The 20682-nt window shown below is 31.7% G+C and carries 24 protein-coding genes; all 24 read right to left on the reverse strand.

Annotated features, from left to right (window positions below; genetic code table 11):
• On the reverse strand, positions 1-1823 hold a 1823-nt coding region (locus CD111_RS10260; protein WP_103268508.1), incomplete at its 3' end, for an exonuclease domain-containing protein.
• Between the two features lie 10 nt (positions 1824-1833).
• Positions 1834-2802, reverse strand: a complete 969-nt coding sequence (locus CD111_RS10265; RefSeq protein ID WP_095087982.1) for a biotin--[acetyl-CoA-carboxylase] ligase — start codon at positions 2800-2802, stop codon at positions 1834-1836.
• Positions 2789-4000 carry a CCA tRNA nucleotidyltransferase gene (locus tag CD111_RS10270; RefSeq protein WP_095087980.1) on the reverse strand — a complete coding sequence of 404 codons (1212 nt, stop codon included), beginning with the start codon at positions 3998-4000 and terminating at the stop codon, positions 2789-2791. The genes CD111_RS10265 and CD111_RS10270 overlap by 14 nt, the downstream gene beginning before the upstream one ends.
• Position 4001: 1 nt before the next feature.
• Complete coding sequence (gene bshA / locus CD111_RS10275) at positions 4002-5123, reverse strand: N-acetyl-alpha-D-glucosaminyl L-malate synthase BshA (protein ID WP_095087978.1); 1122 nt, start codon at positions 5121-5123, stop codon at positions 4002-4004.
• Position 5124: 1 nt separating this feature from the next.
• On the reverse strand, positions 5125-5457 hold the full coding sequence (locus CD111_RS10280; RefSeq protein ID WP_371868700.1) for a nucleotide pyrophosphohydrolase: 333 nt from the start codon (positions 5455-5457) through the stop codon (positions 5125-5127).
• A 186-nt stretch (positions 5458-5643) separates the two neighbouring features.
• Positions 5644-6333 (reverse strand): zinc metallopeptidase, encoded by a 690-nt coding sequence (locus CD111_RS10285; protein ID WP_095087976.1) that lies wholly within the window; start codon positions 6331-6333, stop codon positions 5644-5646.
• Positions 6334-6386: 53 nt separating this feature from the next.
• Positions 6387-6980, reverse strand: coding sequence for a DUF1405 domain-containing protein (locus CD111_RS10290; RefSeq protein WP_095087974.1), 594 nt, complete (start codon positions 6978-6980; stop codon positions 6387-6389).
• Between the two features lie 51 nt (positions 6981-7031).
• Positions 7032-7820, reverse strand: a complete 789-nt coding sequence (locus tag CD111_RS10295) for a menaquinol-cytochrome c reductase cytochrome b/c subunit (RefSeq protein ID WP_095087972.1) — start codon at positions 7818-7820, stop codon at positions 7032-7034.
• Between the two features lie 37 nt (positions 7821-7857).
• On the reverse strand, positions 7858-8532 hold the full coding sequence (gene qcrB / locus CD111_RS10300) for a menaquinol-cytochrome c reductase cytochrome b subunit (RefSeq protein ID WP_016912349.1): 675 nt from the start codon (positions 8530-8532) through the stop codon (positions 7858-7860).
• Between the two features lie 13 nt (positions 8533-8545).
• Positions 8546-9049, reverse strand: coding sequence for a Rieske (2Fe-2S) protein (locus tag CD111_RS10305; RefSeq protein WP_095087970.1), 504 nt, complete (start codon positions 9047-9049; stop codon positions 8546-8548).
• Between the two features lie 278 nt (positions 9050-9327).
• The gene (locus CD111_RS10310) at positions 9328-9762 is read right to left on the reverse strand and encodes a DUF2487 family protein (RefSeq protein ID WP_095087968.1); all 435 of its coding nucleotides are present in this window, start codon (positions 9760-9762) and stop codon (positions 9328-9330) included.
• Between the two features lie 2 nt (positions 9763-9764).
• The gene (locus tag CD111_RS10315) at positions 9765-10301 is read right to left on the reverse strand and encodes a YpiB family protein (RefSeq protein WP_095087966.1); all 537 of its coding nucleotides are present in this window, start codon (positions 10299-10301) and stop codon (positions 9765-9767) included.
• Positions 10302-10315: 14 nt separating this feature from the next.
• Positions 10316-11554, reverse strand: a complete 1239-nt coding sequence (locus CD111_RS10320) for a tetratricopeptide repeat protein (RefSeq protein ID WP_095087964.1) — start codon at positions 11552-11554, stop codon at positions 10316-10318.
• Positions 11555-11570: 16 nt separating this feature from the next.
• Positions 11571-12650, reverse strand: a complete 1080-nt coding sequence (aroB, locus tag CD111_RS10325; protein ID WP_095087962.1) for a 3-dehydroquinate synthase — start codon at positions 12648-12650, stop codon at positions 11571-11573.
• Positions 12651-12658: 8 nt separating this feature from the next.
• On the reverse strand, positions 12659-13825 hold the full coding sequence (gene aroC, locus CD111_RS10330; RefSeq protein WP_095087960.1) for a chorismate synthase: 1167 nt from the start codon (positions 13823-13825) through the stop codon (positions 12659-12661).
• Between the two features lie 133 nt (positions 13826-13958).
• On the reverse strand, positions 13959-14411 hold the full coding sequence (ndk, locus tag CD111_RS10335; RefSeq protein ID WP_095087958.1) for a nucleoside-diphosphate kinase: 453 nt from the start codon (positions 14409-14411) through the stop codon (positions 13959-13961).
• 74 nt (positions 14412-14485) lie between these two features.
• Positions 14486-15448 (reverse strand): polyprenyl synthetase family protein, encoded by a 963-nt coding sequence (locus CD111_RS10340; RefSeq protein ID WP_095087956.1) that lies wholly within the window; start codon positions 15446-15448, stop codon positions 14486-14488.
• Between the two features lie 12 nt (positions 15449-15460).
• Entirely contained in the window at positions 15461-16165 is a 705-nt protein-coding gene (locus tag CD111_RS10345; RefSeq protein WP_095087954.1) for a demethylmenaquinone methyltransferase, read from the reverse strand.
• A 31-nt stretch (positions 16166-16196) separates the two neighbouring features.
• Positions 16197-16667 carry a hypothetical protein gene (locus CD111_RS10350; protein WP_095087952.1) on the reverse strand — a complete coding sequence of 157 codons (471 nt, stop codon included), beginning with the start codon at positions 16665-16667 and terminating at the stop codon, positions 16197-16199.
• A gap of 178 nt (positions 16668-16845) precedes the next feature.
• Positions 16846-17118 carry an HU family DNA-binding protein gene (locus CD111_RS10355; protein WP_095087950.1) on the reverse strand — a complete coding sequence of 91 codons (273 nt, stop codon included), beginning with the start codon at positions 17116-17118 and terminating at the stop codon, positions 16846-16848.
• 126 nt (positions 17119-17244) lie between these two features.
• On the reverse strand, positions 17245-17970 hold the full coding sequence (locus tag CD111_RS10360) for a hypothetical protein (RefSeq protein WP_095087948.1): 726 nt from the start codon (positions 17968-17970) through the stop codon (positions 17245-17247).
• Positions 17963-18169 carry a DUF2768 domain-containing protein gene (locus CD111_RS10365; RefSeq protein ID WP_095087946.1) on the reverse strand — a complete coding sequence of 69 codons (207 nt, stop codon included), beginning with the start codon at positions 18167-18169 and terminating at the stop codon, positions 17963-17965. The genes CD111_RS10360 and CD111_RS10365 overlap by 8 nt, the downstream gene beginning before the upstream one ends.
• Positions 18170-18185: 16 nt before the next feature.
• Positions 18186-19190 carry an NAD(P)H-dependent glycerol-3-phosphate dehydrogenase gene (locus tag CD111_RS10370; RefSeq protein ID WP_095087944.1) on the reverse strand — a complete coding sequence of 335 codons (1005 nt, stop codon included), beginning with the start codon at positions 19188-19190 and terminating at the stop codon, positions 18186-18188.
• A gap of 20 nt (positions 19191-19210) precedes the next feature.
• Positions 19211-20521 (reverse strand): ribosome biogenesis GTPase Der, encoded by a 1311-nt coding sequence (der, locus tag CD111_RS10375; RefSeq protein ID WP_095087942.1) that lies wholly within the window; start codon positions 20519-20521, stop codon positions 19211-19213.
• Between the last annotated feature and the right edge of the window lie 161 nt (positions 20522-20682).

Consider the following 20682-nt stretch of genomic DNA (forward strand, 5'->3'; position numbering starts at 1 on the left):
CCAGATTTTATGACGTTATAAATTTTCGTATATTGATGATATATATAAATTAATTCTTTTTTAAATGCTTTAATATGTGCATGTTTATGTGTTTTAAATCTAGATAAAATTTGATTTATTGTACTAATTTGAAGTTTGAATTGTTCAGATATGACTTCGACATCTAAATCATAAAAATAATGTAGCTGTTGGTCATCTAAATTTTGACCTTTTGTTTTATCTTTAATTTGGTCCATGATGTTATCAAATAAGTTTTCATTTTGCTCGTGTAACGTTTCTACATCTCTTTTAAGTTGATAAATATCTATTGGTTCAATAGGATATTGTTCGATGACACGCCTATTTTCTAATTTGTCTAATCTTTTAAATAATTTTTCTTGTTCATTTTTACCTAATAAACCTAAATGATATTTGATGTGCTGATAACTGAGCGAATCAGTGACTTGATTTAAAGCATAGTCTTGGATTCTATGTGCTTCATCGACTATGATATGTTTAAATAATTGATATACTGTATCTTCTGTACTATGTTTTAATAAATGTGCATGATTCGTTATGCCTATCTCAACATTAGCTGCGCTTTCTTTCACAAATTGATAATAATGAATATCATTTTTAAATGGTACATAAGTCGTTCTCTTTTGTTCGAAGAAAACTTGCTGACCACCCTTTAAATGTAGTTCCTCAATATCACCTGTTTCTGTTTCTAATATCCACACTAAGAGCTGCATCTTTAATAGTGTCGCTTCATAATTATCTGTATCATCTTGCATAATATTTAAGATTAACCCAAGTGAAATGTAATGGTCTTTACTTTTAATAATTAAAGCTTTTAAATCTAAATTTAATGCGCTTAATACTTTATTAAATTCTTGCTCAAGTAATTGATTTTGCAACAATTTTGTGTGTGTCGATACAAGTATATGCTCGCCTGTTTCTAAATAATAAAGTAATGCCGCGAGTACGAAACTCATTGATTTCCCACTTCCAAGTGGTGCTTCAATTAACGCATTTTCATTATGTAATAATGAGTCAAATAATTGTTGGACAAGTTGATATTGTTCTTTCCTATAGTCAAAATTGAAAGTACTTAAAATCCTATCATATGCTTCATCTATCGTAATAGATTCAGTTTTATTTGATTTTCGAATAGGTGTTTGTTTTAAGTAATTTATATTTTGATATTTCTTGATTTGACTTGATTGCACTCTATTTGAAGGTATTGTTCTTACTATTTCAAATAAAGTGTCCTTTAAATCGTATTTGAGTGATTTAGATAAATAGTACAGTTGTTTGATTGTATCTATAGGTAAAGATTCTATTTTGTTTAACGCTTTAATAAAGAGTAATGCAGTTGCTTTTGCATCTTCGTCTGCACTATGAGCTTGATTTAAATCTACTTCTAATGAAAGACTTAACTCACTTAATTGATAGCTTTCTTCTCTAGGGAAAGCAATTTTAAAGAGTTCCATAGTGTCTATTGTTAATTTTGGATTAAAGTCTATTTGAAATTTCTCGAAATGTGCCTTCAGAAAATTCAAGTCGAATAATACATTATGTGCCACAAAGATACAATCTTTCAATTTCGAATATAAATCTTTACTTATTTCATTAAAGTAAGGTGCCTCATACAAATCATTTTCGTCAATATTTGTTAACGCTTGAATAAATGATGGAATAGTTAAGTCTGTTTTCACGTAAGTATGATAAGTATCCACAATTTGATAATTCTCTACGAATGTAATACCAATTTGTATGATTTCGTCATATTGTATTTGATTACCTGTTGTTTCTAAATCGACGACAGCATATCTTTGTACCATATTATCTCTCCTATATATCGATATCTGCACTCATAAATTGGTATATCTCTCCATCTTCAGATATCACGGTTAAGAATCCATTATCTTGTATATCTATTGCACGACCTTTTACTTTCTTGTTTCCTTCAGTATAATTTAATGTTCTATTCCAAATCATACTTTTACTCTTGTATGTATCTTTAATTTCACTGAATGGTGAAACTAGAAATTGATTATATCGTTTCTCTATTGCTTCGATTAAGTATTTCAAAAATTGATATGGATCAATCGTACTACCATGTTCTATTAACAAACTTGTTGCACGATGTTGACCTACTTTATCAAATTCTTCTCTTGTTTGATTTAAATTGAATCCTATTCCACAAATAATCGCATTTACGCCATCGGTATCCGCAATCATTTCAGTTAAAAATCCACACAACTTTTGTTCACCAACATAAATGTCATTTGGCCATTTAATTTTGCTGTTAATTTGGTAATGTTTTTCTACTACTTCTTGAATGGCTAAACTAATAAATAAATTGAATGTAGACATTTTATGGATTGGAATATGGGGTTTTAATACGATGGACATCCATAATCCTTTACCTTTAATAGATGACCATTCTCTATTAAACCTTCCTCTACCTTTAGTTTGTTCATCACTTAAAACAACAAAATCATCGTGTTCTTCATTGATAATTGATCTTGCTAATAGTTGAGTAGAGTCGACTTGAGGTTGAACATAGGCTTTGTTTAAAATTTTTTGCTTAGATAATTCAATATTAACGATTTCTTGTTGCCACAAAGGTGGTAATTGTGTGATTTTATATCCTTTGTTTGTTTGTGACTCAATATTAAATCCTTCATGTTTCAACTGATCTATCACTTTTTTAATTGTAACTCTAGAACAGTTTAGTTTTTCTGCTATATATTGACCAGAGATATATTCGTCATTCTTGTATAAACATTTAATAATTTCAGATTTAAATTTCGACATGTTCTCGCACCCATTCTATAATCTCATGTTTAGAATTATTCACTTTATTTAATATGACAGCATGCTCAACTTTATTTAAAATAACTTTAAGCCAAGGGCCACCATTTCTATTGAAGGCTTGCATTAATATCTTCCCATCAACACTTAAATCAGATTTATTATATATAGGTAGTTTATCATATATGTTATCTATGATTGTTAAATTCATAATAAACGGATCATATTGAATACTAATTTGACGTTCATGTTGCTGAATTAGTGAAATACAGTTCTTGACCTTTATATTTCCGTATTTATAAATGAGTTGGACGAGTTCTGTTTTAAGAATTGTATCTTGATTAAAGAAATTAAAGATGTCAATATACGCTTTGATTTCTCTTTTTTCTTCGTTACTTATCTTTAATTGTTGCAATTCTGTTGTGTCAATTTGATAAATAAAGCACAATGAAGCAATCCACATTTCAAAATTAGATTCTAAAGGAACAAACATGTCACGATGATTGATCTTATTGAAAAATGGTAAGTTTTCAAAAACAGAAACGCGATTGATTGTATGGATTGATTTTTCAACATAACGCCCTTGTATGAATTTTTTTAATTCTACTATGACGCGTTCTATAGCGATATGTGAGAGTCCATATGCAGTTTGTTGCATTGCACTTAACGTTTCAGGATCAATATCAAAGTTAGTTTGTGCTTGAAATCTTATACCTCTCATGATGCGTAGAGCATCTTCTTCCATTCTATCTAGAGGTGTACCGACAGCTCTGATGATTTTACTTTGGATATCTTGATAACCATTAAAATAATCATGTAATTGATAAGAGGTGTCCATAGCGATAGCATTCATTGTAAAATCTCTTCTTGCAACATCTTCGTACAAGTCCGTTACAAATTGTACAGATTGTGGGCGTCTATGATCAACATAATCCCCATCTTTTCTGAAAGTAGTAACTTCGTATTGTTGATTGTTTCCTAAGACAATGATTGTGCCATGTTCTTTTCCTATAGGTATTGTTCTTCCAAATAGTAATTCAACATCATCAGGTAATGCACTTGTTGTGATATCAACATCAGATAATGCTCTACCCATTAAATAATCTCGTACTGATCCACCGACAAAGTATGCTTTATGATTATTGTTTTCTAAAGTGTCGATGACCCATTTTGCTTCCTCAAAAAGTTGAAAATCTTTCATCCTATTCTCCTAACATTTGCTGATAACTTGCTTCATATTGGTCAGCTACAACTTGAGATGAAAATCTTTGCTTAACATCTTTAATCATAGCTGTTTGCATTTCTTTGTATAGTTTAGGGTTAGTTAATAATGCGATTGCACGTTCACTAGCCATGTCTGTATCTCCTACTTCTACAGTATAACCTGTAACACCATCTTTAATGACTTCTTTAATGCCGCCTGCATTACTTCCTATAGGTACGACACCTGTTAGCATAGCTTCTAATAGTACTAAACCAAAACTTTCTTTTTCACTAAGTAAGAACGTCAAATCAGACATTTGATAGAAAATATTCACCTTATCTTGTTTTCCTAAATAAAGAACGTGATTCTCTATACCTAATTCTTTAATTCTATCTCTTGCAACTTGTAATTCTGGTCCATCACCAATTAAGAGTAATTTAGATTTAACTTGTTTATTGACTTTATAGAAAGATTCAACAACATCTTGAACACGCTTAACTTTTCTAAAATTAGAAACGAACACTATGACTTTTTCATCGTCTTCAATTCCATAATCTCTTCTCAATTGCGTATTATATACTTGAGGGAATGAATCTTCTTGGACAAAATTATAAATTGTTTCAATTTCTTTATTTGGTTGTATGATTTCGTATGTTTCTTCCTTTAAACTATTGCTTACACTTGTAACAACGTCACTTTTTTCTATACCAAAACGAATTGCACTTTGTAAAGAAGTATCATAGCCAAGTACAGTTATATCTGTTCCGTGTAACGTGGTCATAATTTTTACGTCTTTTCCAGATATTTGTTTCGCTAATATTCCGCAAATAGCATGTGGAACTGCATAATGCATATGTAAGATTTCTAAGTCATATTCATTAATTACATCCGCTATTTTTGCGCTTAATGTTATATCATATGGCGGATATTGAAACACTGAATATTGATTTACATCAACTTGGTGAAACGTAACATTAGGTACAGGTTCTCTCATTCGAAATGGCATATTAGAAGTAATAAAATGAACTTCATGCCCTCTCTTTGCCATTTCTAATCCTAATTCTGTTGCAACGATTCCAGATCCACCCATGGAAGGATAGCATGTTATTCCAATCTTCATGTTAATTCTCCTCTTTTTCACTAATGCGTTCAAATCTATTCTTATCTCTTGAATTAAATTTATTCATTGTATCTTCAAAACTTTTATTTAAATCTATATTTAAAGAGTTAGCTAGACAAATTAACACAAATAAATTATCTCCGAGTTCTGCTTCAATCGTATTTGGTTCTTCAGTAGACTTTTTCTTTTTCTCTCCATGTTCATGGTTGATTTCTCTAGCAAGTTCTCCAACTTCTTCAGTTAATCTTGCTAAGTTTGCTAATGGTGAAAAATACCCAGTTTTAAATTGAGAAATATAGGCATCAACTTGTTGTTGCATTTCTTTCATATCCATTATATATTCCTCCTTCAACTATTTTGATATATTTAAAATTATAAAGTATTTGTATACATAATGACAATCTTTGAAGCTCATACTATAAGTTGATTGGCTTTATATGTAATATATTGAAGTAATAAAAAAACTGTCTGACTAATCAATTGTAATTGACTGGTCAGACAGTTTTTTAATGTATGATTATTAATCTCCACTTCTTGCTATTAATATAAATCTAGCAAGTTCTGCAACTGCTACTGCTGTAGCAGCCACATAAGTCATAGCAGCAGCTGATAATACCTTTTTGGCGTGTCTATATTCTTGTTGATTAACCATATTTAATTTCTCAATTTGTCGCATTGCCCGCTTACTAGCATCAAATTCGACTGGTAAAGTAATAATAGAGAATAATACAGCAAATGACATGAACACAATACCTACCCAAAGTAACGTAGTTCCGAAAGTATTACTTAAAGCCGTTAATACGATACCAGCTAAAATAATAATATAAGATAATGAACTACCTAAATTAGCTAAAGGTAATAAAACTGTTCTAAACTTTAAAAATCCATAACCATGTGCATGTTGTATTGCATGTCCTACCTCATGGGCAGCAATTGCAGTACCCGCTACACTTGGTTGTTGATAATTTGATGGTGATAACACAACTCGTTTTTTCATTGGATCAAAATGATCTGATAAAAACCCTTCACCTTGTAAAACTTCTACATCATGAATCCCGTTTGCAGCTAAAATTTCTTCAGCTACTTGCTTGCCTGTCTTTCCACTCGTTGAGCGAACTCTTGAATACTTATTATAAGTTGATTTTACTCTGAATTGGAAGTACATAGGGACAATCATAATAACGATAAAATATATGATATATGAAAACAAATAACTTCCTCCTTTTTATCCCTGATAAGTTATATATTACGTAGTGACGGCTATTACGTCAAATATTTTGAACGTAATTTGATGTTTTTTTGGAAATATAATAATAAGAGAAAGGAAATAATACTTAACCAAAATGCAAAATATCCTATTAAAGACTCATATTGGCTTAACATACTATAAACAGGATATTGATGAAATACATAATCAATAACATCATTATGGAATACCCAAATCATTGTTACGAGTATATGCCATTTTTTGATATGGAATAACGGATAGAACATGAGTGCTTGTATTGCCATGATTCCATGTGAAGTCATTAACATAATTGCCATTGGTACAAGTTCTCCGTAATGAATCATCACAAATAAGTTCATTATAACTGCCCACACACCGTATTTAATTAATGTTATAAATGCTAATGATTCAAACAATCCAAGATGTTTGTTAAAGTAAATCGCAGCAATTGCAATAATTAAAAATAATGTTGCTGTTGGACTATCGGGGATAAATGGCCAAAAATACCATTTACTATCTAATAGTTGATTGCCATACCATATGTATCCATAAATTGTTCCTAATAAATTTGCAATAAACAAAGTGATTAGCATTGGCTTTTGGCCCATAACATATTTCCAGAATGCCATGATTAATACTCCTTTGAAAAAAAGCCACCAAAATTTGGTGGCTTTTACTAATTATTTTTTCAATTCTTTACCATCAGCGTCAGTTTCATGTAAATTAGATACATATTTCGCTACTTTATCGATTTCATCTTTAGAAAGTGTATCTTTAAAGCTAGGCATTTTACCTGCACCTTTTTCTACAAATCCTTGAACGCCTTCTTTAGGTAATTTGGATTCAACTAAGTTAGGACCTTGCCCACCAGTTAATTCACCACCATGACAACTTGTACAGTTTGACTTGATAATGTCTGTATAAACTGGATCTGACTTATCTAAGTTAGAGAATACAATCTCACCTTGTTTAGCTTGTTGTTTCCAGTCATGGTAATAACTAGATTCCCAAGTAGTATAGAATAAGATCGCAATTGCGATTAACATAAATCCAGATGCAAATGGTCTTTTTGTCCATTTACGTTCAGGTCCTCTATCTAACCAAGGTGCTAACATTAATGCACCGAAAGCAATACCTGGTAAGACGATTGCACCGAATGTATTGTATGGTCCAGATGCAAATGAATATTTAAGTATTTGATATAAGAATAAGAAATACCAGTCTGGTAAAGGTGTATAACCCGTATCAGATGGATCCGCCACACGTTCAAGTGGCGATGGATGTGCTACTGTTAAACACAAGAATGCAACTAAGAATACAGCGCCAGTCATCCATTCTTTAAGTAGAAAGTCAGGCCAGAAACTTTCTGTACGACCTGGAAATTCTGAATAATCTCTATTTAACTTTGGTTTGTCGTATGACTTTATTCTTGAGTCACCAACAAACTTCATCCCTTTACCGCGATGCATGTCGCATGACCTCCTTTTTCATTTATTCACGTTAAGTTTATAGTGGACCTGAAATACCTTGTTTTCTGATCATTATAAAGTGTGCTGCTAGTAACGCGAATAGTGCAGCAGGTAGGAAGAATACATGTATCGCAAAGAAACGAGTAAGAGTCTGTGCACCAACTATTTCAGCATCCCCTGCTAATAATGTCTTAACCCATGGTCCAATAATAGGTACAGATTCTGCAATTTGTAGACCTACTTTTGTTGCGAATAATGCTTTCATATCCCATGGTAATAAATATCCTGTAAAACTTAAACCAAGCATTACAAAGAATATTAACACGCCTACTACCCAGTTTAATTCTCTAGGTTGTTTATATGATCCTGTAAAGAATACACGAAGTGTATGTAAAAACATCATGACTACTACTAAACTTGCTCCCCAATGGTGCATACCACGGACGATAACACCAGCGGCAACATCATGTTGTAAGTAGTATACTGATTTCCAAGCATTTACTATATCTGGTACGTAATACATTGTTAAGAACATACCTGACAATACTTGTATAACTGTTATGAAAAACGTTAAACCACCAAAGCAATAAACGAAAGCTGAAAAGTGATAAGCAGGGTTAACATGCTCTGGCACCTCATGATCAGCAATATCGCGCCAAATTGGTGTAATATCAAGTCTGTCATCGACCCAATCATAGATTTTATCGATCATAGTTAATCCCTCCTTATTTAGCTAGTTTGTTTTCATGTTTATTACCGATTTGTACTATACCGCCTTTAACAGCAACATCATATTGATCTAATGGTGCTAATGGTGGCGTACCAGGAATGTTTTTACCATTCTTTTCATAACGGCCGCTATGACATGGACAATAGAATTGATTTGGATTGGAGTCACTACCATTCCACTGAACTGTACATCCTAAATGTTTACAGACCGGTGATAATGCTACAATATCCTTACCATCTTTATACACCCAAGCAAATTCGGTAACTTCACTTGTGTACCAAGCATCTTCTTGTTCAAATTTGAAATCCACTTTTATAGGATCCTTGCCAAGTTCTGACTCTTTTACGCCTGTAGCAATCATGTCGCCTTTCGCATCTGCTTTAAAAACAGGATCAAGCGCAAATCTACCCATAGGTAAAATCATACCAGCAGCCATAAATGACCCAACACCCATTAATGAATAGTTTAAAAATTGGCGTCGTGTGACACGTTGGCTCATCTAGATTCCCCCCTCTATTAATCGTTCTTTTATAACTAGGACAATTTAATTTTAGCCTATTATGTCAAGACGGTCAACGCTTTGTCACAATTTAAATATTTATTTCTTTAGGTTTTATTTACTAATATGTCGTAAATTGTGAAGTCATGTAAAATTTCTACAAAAATGGACATTAAATTATTCGAAAAGAATCCGATGCAATCGTAATGTTAAATAAAAAATACCCAATCTTAAAAATGCTCTTTAAGATTGAGTATAAAACATTTATATCTTGTGAATTAATTTTTGTTCCAAGATTTGATAATGAATTTCATGAAGTTTTTAACTTCGTCATCGATTAATGAACGTTTCATTTCATCATCTAAATCACCCATTGGAATTGTGTTCACAGAATAAACGTCACATTCACTATTTAATTCTATGTGTTCGCTCGTTAATAGAATGATATTTGTTAGTCCATAGTTTTTAACTTCTTGAATAAAAGATTTAACATGTTCAAACTCATTATTTGTAGTAAAGAAAGTCGGTGTTAATAACAATCTACCTTTAAATTGTTTTTCGCTTAACATGCCAACTAATTGAATTGTTTCACTTTTGTCACAAGAAGTGAGTAATTGATTTGTCATATCTAAATTTGCAACTGGAATAATTGCTGTATCTATATATTCAAGATTATTTTTTAATTCTTTTAAGTCTATGTGATTAAATAACATGTTTAATGTTCCCCTAACTCAATAATGTATTGCATTATTTTAGTCATTTCAAGAAATGTTTTTTGATCATTATTATCTAAAGCTTTATCAATTTCGCTTCTTATCATTTGTTCCCAATGATCCATCGTTAAATGATTACGGTATTGACTTAAGAACTGTGTTTGTCCATCTTTATTAAAGTATTCAACTAACTTTTGCAGCAGACATATCCTATTCAGTCGATCATCACGCTTATTTAAGTACAATAATACATGAATATGCGATTGATCTAACCTTATATCATGGAATATTTGACGTCCATCATCAATGCAAAACTGATTCTTACAATAAAGTAAAGGCAACTGATTGGAATCTTTTGTACTTATTGATAATACACGATCATGATTCACGGTTTTAATAAATGATATATTGGATAAATATATGGGGTTACTTTTTAATAAATTTAAAATCCATACACTTTCCGTAGCTTTGAAATCATATTGATATAAAATATATTCTATAAACCGTTGTTTCTCATAATTAAGCCATGTTTGATCCATTTATAAAGACCTTCTTATTGTAATCTTTCATATTCTTGATCCCAGTAAGGATTTTCTGGATCAAGCTTACGAATTGACTCTAATATTTCTTTAGCAGTATCAACTTGTCCGATTTCAATTAAATAGTGATAGTAGTCATTTAAGAAATCAATATTTTTTATTAAATCTGGATAAGCCATTTCATAAAAATGTTGCGCTTCTTTATCGCGTTCTTCTATACCAAATGCATATGCCACGTGCCAACAAACTACGGGATCAATATCATCTTCATCTACATAAGTTAATAAATTGATTAGACCCGTTGTATTATCTTTATCACGATAGTAGTCAGCAAGAATAATCGCTGCTTCAGTATATGATGGATCCACTGTTAAAGCGTCTTGTAGTAAAATAGCACCATTTTCATCATTTTTAGTTAGCATTAATCGACCTGTGTCTGCCATTAATTCTTTATAGTAAGCATTTAATCTAAGTCCTTCTTTACCTATTTCGATTGCTTTATCATAATCTTTCTCAGATTCATATATTTGGAATAGGTAGTGATATGCTTGCATAAAGTCAGGGTCTTTTTGTAATAACTTCTCTAATTGTTTAATAGCTTCGAAAGTAAGGTCATTTTTTTGGTAACTAATAGCTTGTTTAAAGTAATCTTCTGCTGTCATATCCATATCTGATACATTTTGATAATATTTAATTGCCTCTTCATATGCACCACTTTGTAAACTGGAATCTGCCATTCGTGCATATATAGATATGCCATTTATTAAATCTTCACCAGTTTGCGTAATCGTTTCATAATTAGAAATTGCTTTTAAATATTGACCATCATAATAATACATTTCTGCCAAAGCAAATGTAATGACGATATCATCAGGTTCCATTTCTTTTGCTTCAATTAACTTCTCAATTCCAACTTCAAATAGACCTTGTTGTTGATACAAATCTGCTTCAAGCATTAATTTTTCGGTAGAATGTGGACTGTTATATAAAACTTCATGTGCTTTATCTAATTGGTTTTGATCAATCAGTCCTTCAATATAATAAACAAGTAGTTCATTTTCATCTGGATAAAGTAAGTATAATTCTTCGAAAATTTTGACACCTTGATCCACAATACCATATTTATATAATGTCTCACCTAACATGAACAACGCATCGTGATCGTCTGATTGTAGTACACGATTAATTTTTTCATCTAATTTATCGATATTTTTCATATGAATATCATCTATTACTTTATATACATCTTCCATTTCGATAGGACTCCTTCTACTCATTAATTAGAGATTTAAGCTCAGTAAATGCATCTAATACTTGTTCTTTAGAAACGGATTCAATTGTAAACGAACCATCTCCGTCTTGTAAAACCATTTGAATTGATTGGCCAATATTTTTTTTGTCTTTTTTCATGTATTCAAAAATAGCATCTATTTCTGTTTCTACTGCGTATAAAATACTTAATGGATAACCAATTTCTTTTAAGTAGTTGATGAATTTAAATATACTATCATGGTTATCATAATGTGTAATATGTTGATTGATAACTTTTTGGAATAATATACCGATCATGACCGCTTCACCGTGAGATATTTTAGTTAAATATTCTAGACCGTGACCAAATGTATGACCAAGATTTAAATTTTTACGGACACCACTTTCAAATTCGTCTTCAATGACAATTTTGAGCTTCGTCTCAATACCCATCTTTAAATAATGCTCTATATCATTTAAGCGTTCTAATTCCTTGATCGATGGGTATACGTTCATTAATTGATTAACCTTTTCTTCACTGTTTAAAATAGCATGTTTATATATTTCGCCATATCCACTTCTAATTTCAGTAGTCGGAAGTGTGTTTAAGAAGTATAAGTCATAAATTACAGCACGTGGTCTATGAAAAGCTCCGATTAAATTTTTTCCAACTGTTGAATTAATCCCTACTTTACCACCTATCGCTGAATCATGAGCAAGCAATGTTGTAGGTACTTGTATAAAATCAATGCCTCTTAACAATGTTGCAGCAAGAAAACCAACGAAGTCACCTGTCGCACCACCACCTATTGCAATAAGTTGTGATTGTCTCGTTATATTCATTGATAATAATTTGTCACATACTGATTCAAAATACGAAAGATCTTTACATGCTTCTCCACTAACAATAGTTAAAAACTTTATATCGTATTGACTTAAACATGATTTAATATATTGTCGGTGTAATTGATAAACATCTTGGTCAATTAGTACAATATTTTGTTCATCTTCTTTGAAGAATGCATGTAGTTCACTTAAAGCATGTTCTTTTAAAATAATAGGATAATTGTTATTAGGATATGTCGTCTCAAATATCATATAATCACCTAGAAGTTCAAATTCCAATTACGATGGTTTTTCACAGCATCTTGTAATTGGTCGATATGGTTAGATTGGTATTCTTCCATGATTGCTTTAGCAATTTCAAATGCTACAACATGTTCACAAACAACACTAGCTGCTGGGACCGCACAACTATCTGAACGTTCAATCGTTGCTTTATAGTCTTCTTTCGATTCAATATCAACAGAATTCAATGGTTTATATAAAGTCGGAATAGGTTTCATAGCACCATTAATCACAATCGGCATCCCATTTGACATACCGCCTTCGAAACCACCTAGATGATTAGACAATCGATAATATCCAATGTCTTTGTTATACGCAATTTCATCTTGAATTTCACTACCAGGTTTTTCAGCTACTTTGAATCCTTCACCAAAACTAACACCTTTGAATGCATTTATACTGACAACTGCTTGAGATAACCTACCATCTAATTTTCTATCATAATGAACATAGCTTCCAATTCCTGCTGGCATATTCTCAACTACTACTTCTACAATACCGCCTATTGAATCGCCATCTTTCTTAGCTTGATCAATTCGGTTTCTCATTTTTTCAGCTACTTCATCATTAATACATCTTACATCATTATGATCAATATTGGCTTTAACTTCTTCTAAAGTATATTCATAATCATCTTTAATGCCACCAATTTCAATTACTCTTGAAAATATATTAATGTCTAATGCTTTAAGTAATATTTTAGAGACTGCACCTACTGCTACTCTTGCGGCAGTTTCACGCGCAGAAGAACGTTCTAGAACGTTTCTTAAATCTCTATGGTTGTATTTCATACCACCAACTAAATCTGCATGTCCAGGACGAGGTTTAGTAATGACACGTTTCATATTTTCTTGCTCTTCTTCAGTCAATGCGTCAGCACCCATTATTTTTCTCCAATGTTTAAAATCATCATTCGTTACGATTAGTGTTATTGGACTTCCGAGTGTATAACCATGTCTAACCCCAGATACGATTTCAACAGAATCTTTCTCAATTTGCATACGACGCCCACGGCCATACCCGCCTTGTCGTTTGAACATTTCTTCGTTTATATCATTTACGTCTATTTTTAAATTAGCTGGGACTCCTTCAATAATGACGGTTAATTGCGGTCCATGTGATTCACCAGATGTTAAGTAACGCATATAATCTCTCCCTACTATTAATTAAATGTAAAATTAATCATATCATATTTAGCGCGTTAAATTAACAAAAAGTAAACGGAATAATATAAATAAAAAGAAGCATATCAATAATGATTGCTTCTTTTTATTTATATTATTTCTCGTATACCCATGCTTCGTTGTTTAATTTATAATCATTTAATTCAGCATCGTTAAACCATAATCCGATTTCACGTTTAGCAGATTCGTTTGAATCTGATCCATGAATAATATTTCTTCCTAAATCGACACCATAGTCACCTCTTATTGTGCCAGGTGCTGCTTTAGCTGGATTTGTTTCACCTACTAATGTACGTGTTACTTCAACAACATTATTGCCTTCAACAACCATTGCGAATACTGGTCCAGATGTAATAAAATCAACTAAGCCATTAAAGAATGGTTTTTCAACATGTTCTGAATAATGTTCTTTAGCAAGTTCTTCATTAGCTTGGAATAATTTTGCTGCTACTAATTTTAATCCTTTATTTTCAATTCTAGATACTACTTCCCCAATTAAATTTCTTTGTACTGCATCGGGTTTAATCATTAAAAAAGTTCTTTCCATTTCGTAATCCCTACCTTTGTTTTAGTAAAACCATGATAAGTTTATCATTGTCTAAAGGTAGTTGCAAGCGCTTTCTAATGGTTTCTGTCACTTATTTTGTTTATTATTTCAAAAAGCAACTTTTTACCTTGTTCATTTTTTAAAGAATGAATAAGATCTTCAGCTTTCTTTAAATAGTTATTGCTAACACTTTTAGCATGTTGTAATTCTTGTGAATGAATAACTTCTTCGATAATTTCATCAAATACTACTGATGACGTAGCTGTATCTAATTGCGTAATTTTATTTTTAAATTGTGATGAATTTTTCATTCTTAAGAGGACGGGTAATGTTAAATGTCCATTTCTTAAATCAGAACCTACTGGCTTGCCTAGTTTTTTCTCAGTACTTGTAAAATCTAATATATCATCAATAATTTGATAACTCATTCCAATGTAATAGCCAATTTTTTTGAGTTTTTCTGCTGTAATATCATCCGTATTTGCACTATAAGCTCCTAATTCTGTAGATAAGGAAATTAACAATGCTGTTTTACGTTTTATTCTACGTAAATAATTCGTAATAGATTGGTTGATTACAAACTGGTCCTCAAATTGAAAGAGTTCACCTTTACAAACCTCAATAATTCCGTCTGCTAATCGTTCATGTAGTTTAGGATGTTCTATTCTACTCACTGCATTTAAAGACTGAGATAATAGGTAGTTCCCAGTTAATACAGCGGTTTGTACGTCCCATTTTTTAGAGATTGTCGGTTTACCTCTTCGTTTGTCACTCTTATCTATTACATCATCATGTACTAAACTAGCCATATGTATAAGTTCGAGTGTTGTAGCAATTGTTCTGACGTCATTGGATTCGCTATCTCCAAATTGGCTTGCAATTAAAGTGAATAAAGGTCTAATACGTTTACCTCCTGATGACAAGAGGTATCTACAAGCATCATTGATTGTTTGTTGATCACTATCAATGAAACTATTTAATAGTTTCTCTACTTCTTTAACTTCTTTATTTAAATTTATCATTGTTTTATCATACATGTAATCACCTTATTATTTAGGTTTATAAGCTAAATGCATAGCAGATACGCCACCTGTGAAAGTTTTGACCTTTATTCTTTCATATCCAACTTCTGCAAACATTTGAGCTAGTTTCTTTTTGTCAGGGAAGTTTTGAGCAGACTCTTGTAACCAATTATATTCTTGCAATGATTTCGCAAATAATTTACCAAATAACGGCATAATATTTTTGAAATAGAAACTATATAATTGTTTGAATACTGGCAAAGTTGGTTGGCTTGTTTCTAGGCATACAACCATTCCACCTGGCTTGACCACTCTTTTAAGTTCACTCAATACATGCTTGTAGTCAGGAACATTTCTTAGACCAAAACCAATAGTCACATAATCAAATTCATTATCTTCAAATGGTAATGCCATAGCATCTCCATGTATTAAATGTATGTTAGCCATGTTTTCAGTTTTTTTATGGCCAACTTCTAACATATTTTCACTGAAGTCTATACCCATTACTTCTCCATATGGACCTACTGCATGACTAAGTTGAATAGTCCAATCAGCAGTTCCACAGCATACATCTAATGCCTTTGAACCAGGTTTAACATTCATTTCTCTCATTACTAGCTTACGCCATCTTTTATGTTGTTCAAAACTAATTATATTATTGAGTGTGTCATACTTGCCAGATATATTTTGGAATACATGATGAACATGTTCTGATTTTGATTTATTATCCACTTTTTATTCATTCCTTTGATTTTAAAGTCTTTTAATTATAATATGCATATATTTCATTTTTAATATTGTCTTTATCAAGATTTATTTCATAATAATCAAGCAAAGTAATGATGAATATTGACTCTATTTCTTTTTGTGATTCAACATATTGTTCAGATGAATCTGATTTCAAAGTCTCTTTTAATTCATTTTGTTTACTAATTGCTTTTGTCATAATATCTAAAAACTGTAAATCTCTGTTTAAAGTAGCACATTTATAAAAATATGCACTTACAAGGTCACCAATTAATATATCTTGATTTGAAACATTCGGCTCACCTATACGGTTTAAAAAACGCATAGAAGCATCAATCGATATTGTAGCAAGCTTTGCATAATGACTTATATTTAAATCATTAAGTATAGTTGCAATAATTGGGTTTACATCTGGAATTTTACTATTATGTACACCTTTTAATAGATCAGTAATATCTGATTTGTATATTTTTTCTATTTCATTCATCTTCTCACCTCAGCATTATCACTTATATATCTTAACACTAAGTTAATTGAAATGAAAATGCATAAATTAAAGAATTTAGACAAATAAAAAAGATCACTTATTAGACTATTAAAATCTAATGAAGTGACCCTCTATTTGAGCAGAAACTACATAGCCTCAAACTCACAGATACAATTAATTATTTAACTGCATCTTTTAATGCTTTACCTGCTTTAAAAGCTGGAACTTTGCTTGCAGGGATATCAATCTCTTTACCAGTTTGTGGGTTACGTCCTTTACGAGCAGCTCTTTCGCGTACTTCAAAGTTACCGAAACCAATTAATTGTACTTTTTCACCGTCAGATAAAGATTTTTGAATTGATTCGAACACTGCATCTACAGCAAGACCTGCTTCTTTTTTAGTTAAATCAGCTTTTTCACTTACTGAGTTGATTAATTCTGTTTTGTTCATTTCAAATTCACCTCCCAAAAGGTTATCTAATGATATGTATAATACCATTATGATAAGACTTTAACACAACAACCTGTGTCACTGCAACGATTAACAAGCGTTAATTGGCTTATTTCTCACTTTTTTTTAATATTTTTTCACTTTTGATTTAAAAACAGGCTCTTTTTTGTCATTTATTGTAAATTCTGGTGAATAAGCCGGTAAGATTGGTGAATCCTTATACAATAAATATCTAATGTCAGTTCCTGGTTTTGGTAGTGATTTTTGTTTTTTAATGACCTTCGCTAAATCTAATCGATAGTCTATGACGAAATCATTACCACCATTCATATATACAGGTAATCTTTCATTACTATATGGACTTGGAACAGTTGGTTTCTTTTTGAAACCATATTTTTTATAATCCAATTCATATACATTTGGTGCTACTTTCTTACCTAGTTGTAATGGTTTACCACTAGCATCTATTCTAATTCTAATATCTTTAAGTACTTCGGAAGTTCTTAAATCTACTAAATTAATTGTAGGATTTTTATCTACATCCATAATGACATACTGATAAATCCCACCATTTTCAAATGAGTTTCCGGGTAATTGTGATAAAAATTTTGGTTTTAACTTATTAAAATCAACTGGGTGTTTCAAATAAAGTGAATAACTTTCATCTCGTTCTTTAATCGGTAATAATCCATTATTTGCTTTTTGATATTCATCTACTGCTGTTTGAACCATGTTTAATTGGTCATTTGCTGGCACTTGATTTTCAGCCTTTTTATTATCTGGAAATGCACATGCTGATAGTAGAATCGTACAAGTGAGTATAAGTGTATACAATCGTTTATGTTTAAGCATGGCTTGAACCACCTAATACTACAATCATAAATATACCCGCCATTATAAGTGATATAACGGCAAGTAACATTGTGATGCCACTTAAAATCTTATTGCTAAATTTGAATCTAGATAGATAAACGAGTATGATTGCTAAAATCATAAATCCAATTGAATAAAAAGAAACCCACATTAAATCCATTCTTGATATATTGAACATTTGTATACCTCGCTTACTAAATATTCTCTGATTTTTTGTCGCGTCCCATTAAATCTTTGACGCCTTCTTCAACAGGATAATCTTCAAATAATACGCGATATAATCCTGATGTAATTGGCATTTCTACATTGTATTCTTGTGCTAAATAATAAGCTGCTTCAGTTGTTCGAACACCTTCAACTACCATATTCATCTCTTCTAATGCCTCATTCAATGTCGCGCCTTTACCTAACATGTTACCGCATTTCCAATTTCTAGAGTGTACGGACGTACAAGTTACGATTAGATCGCCTATTCCACCTAAACCTAAGAAAGTCATAGGGTCTGCACCCATTTTAACGCCAAGACGTGTAATTTCTGCTAACCCACGTGTAATAAGCGCGGCCTTAGCATTATCGCCATAATTTAATCCATCCGTTATACCTGCAGCTAATGCTATAATATTTTTTAAAGCGCCACCAATTTCAATGCCAATTAAGTCATTGTTTGTATAAACTCTAAAGTAGTCCGTCATAAATAAATCTTGTGCTAATTTAGCAACTTCATCGTTTTCTGATGAGACAGAAACTGTTGTCGGATGTTTAATTGCTACTTCTTCAGCGTGACTTGGTCCAGATAATACAGAAATGCCTCCATTAATTTTTGGATCAATAGATTCGAAAATCATTTCTGATATTCTCTTGAACGTTTTAGGTTCAATACCTTTAGAAACGTGTAAAAACATTTTCTTTCCATCTGCAACTTCACTAATATGTGATGTTACTTCACGAATTGCTTTCGTCGGTACTGCAATTACGAAAATTGATGCATGATGAACAGCATCTTTTAAGTCTAATGTAGCTTTGATCGTTTCGTTTATTGTAATATTTTTTAAATATTTATTATTTGAATGTTCAGTATTAATTTCGTTGATTGTTTCTTCAGTCTTGCCCCACATTAATACGTTATGATCATTATCAGCTAGTACATTAGCTAAAGCAGTACCCCAGCTTCCAGTACCGAACACAGTAATATTTGTCATAGTAATCAATCCTTTTAGTATTAGTTTCTTTTTCTTGAGATTAAATGGACAGGCGTTCCCTCGAATCCAAATGCATCTCTAATTCGATTTTCTAAAAATCGTTTATATGAGAAATGCATCAATTCTGCATCATTCACGAATACAACAAATGTTGGTGGTTGTATCGCAACTTGTGTTGCATAGAATATGTTAAGTCGTCTGCCGTTATCTGTTGGTGTAGGATTCATCGCTACAGCATCTGTAATCACTTCATTTAAAGTAGAACTTTGAACGCGTTTACGATGGTTTTCATCTGCCATTTGGATTAATGGGAATAAAGTTTTTAATCTTGATTTTTCTAGTGCTGAAACAAATGCAATTGGTGCGTAATCTAAAAATTGGAAGTTGTCTCTAACTTTTTCTTCGAATTTTTTCATAGTTTTAGAATCTTTTTCTACTGTATCCCATTTATTTACGACGATAACAATTGCTTTACCCGCTTCATGTGCATAGCCTGCAACTTTTTTGTCTTGCTCAATAATGCCTTCTTCTGCATCTATTACAACGAGCACAACGTTAGATCGTTCTATTGCTTTTAAAGCACGTAGAACTGAATATTTTTCAGTACTTTCATATACTTTACCTTTTTTTCTCATTCCGGCAGTATCAATTAATACGTATTCTTGGTCATCTACTGTATATAACGTATCAATTGCATCTCTAGTCGTACCGGCAATTGGAGAAACGATAACACGTTCCTCTCCAAGAATGGCGTTAATTAAGCTAGATTTACCAACATTAGGTCGCCCAATTAAAGATAATCTAATTGTTTCGTCATCATAATCTGGATCTTCATTTGTTGGGAAGTGTTTAGCCGCTTCATCTAATAAATCACCTAAACCTAAGCCGTGTGATCCAGATATAGGAAATGGTTCGCCGAATCCTAATGAATAGAAATCATAAATATCGCTTCTCATTTCCGGATTATCGATTTTGTTCACTGCAAGTACAACTGGTTTGTTAGATTTGTAAAGTATACGCGCAACCATTTCATCTGCTTGTGTTACACCTTCTCTACCATTAACCATAAAGATTATCACATCTGATTCATCAATTGCTACTTCAGCTTGTGCTCTAATTTGTTTTTGAAATGGTTCGTCTCCTAAATCAATTCCACCTGTATCAATTAAATTGAAATCATGTGTTAACCATTCACCGCTTGAATATATTCTATCTCTTGTAATACCTGGTGTATCTTCAACTATTGATACTCTTTCACCAATAATTCTATTAAAAATTGTAGATTTGCCAACATTAGGTTTTCCTACAATCGCTATAATGGGTTTTGTCATAACCGTCTTCCTCTCATTCATAATCTTTTTTATTTTAACATATCATTGTTGATTAGCCTATCGAATATCATAATTGACGTATCTATATAACGATTGTTATTTATTATAAAAAGGCAAACCTAACAAATCATATGATTTTGTTTAGGTTTGCCTTTAAATTT

It is taken from the genome of Mammaliicoccus stepanovicii, from assembly GCF_002902525.1.
Lineage (GTDB): Bacteria > Bacillota > Bacilli > Staphylococcales > Staphylococcaceae > Mammaliicoccus > Mammaliicoccus stepanovicii.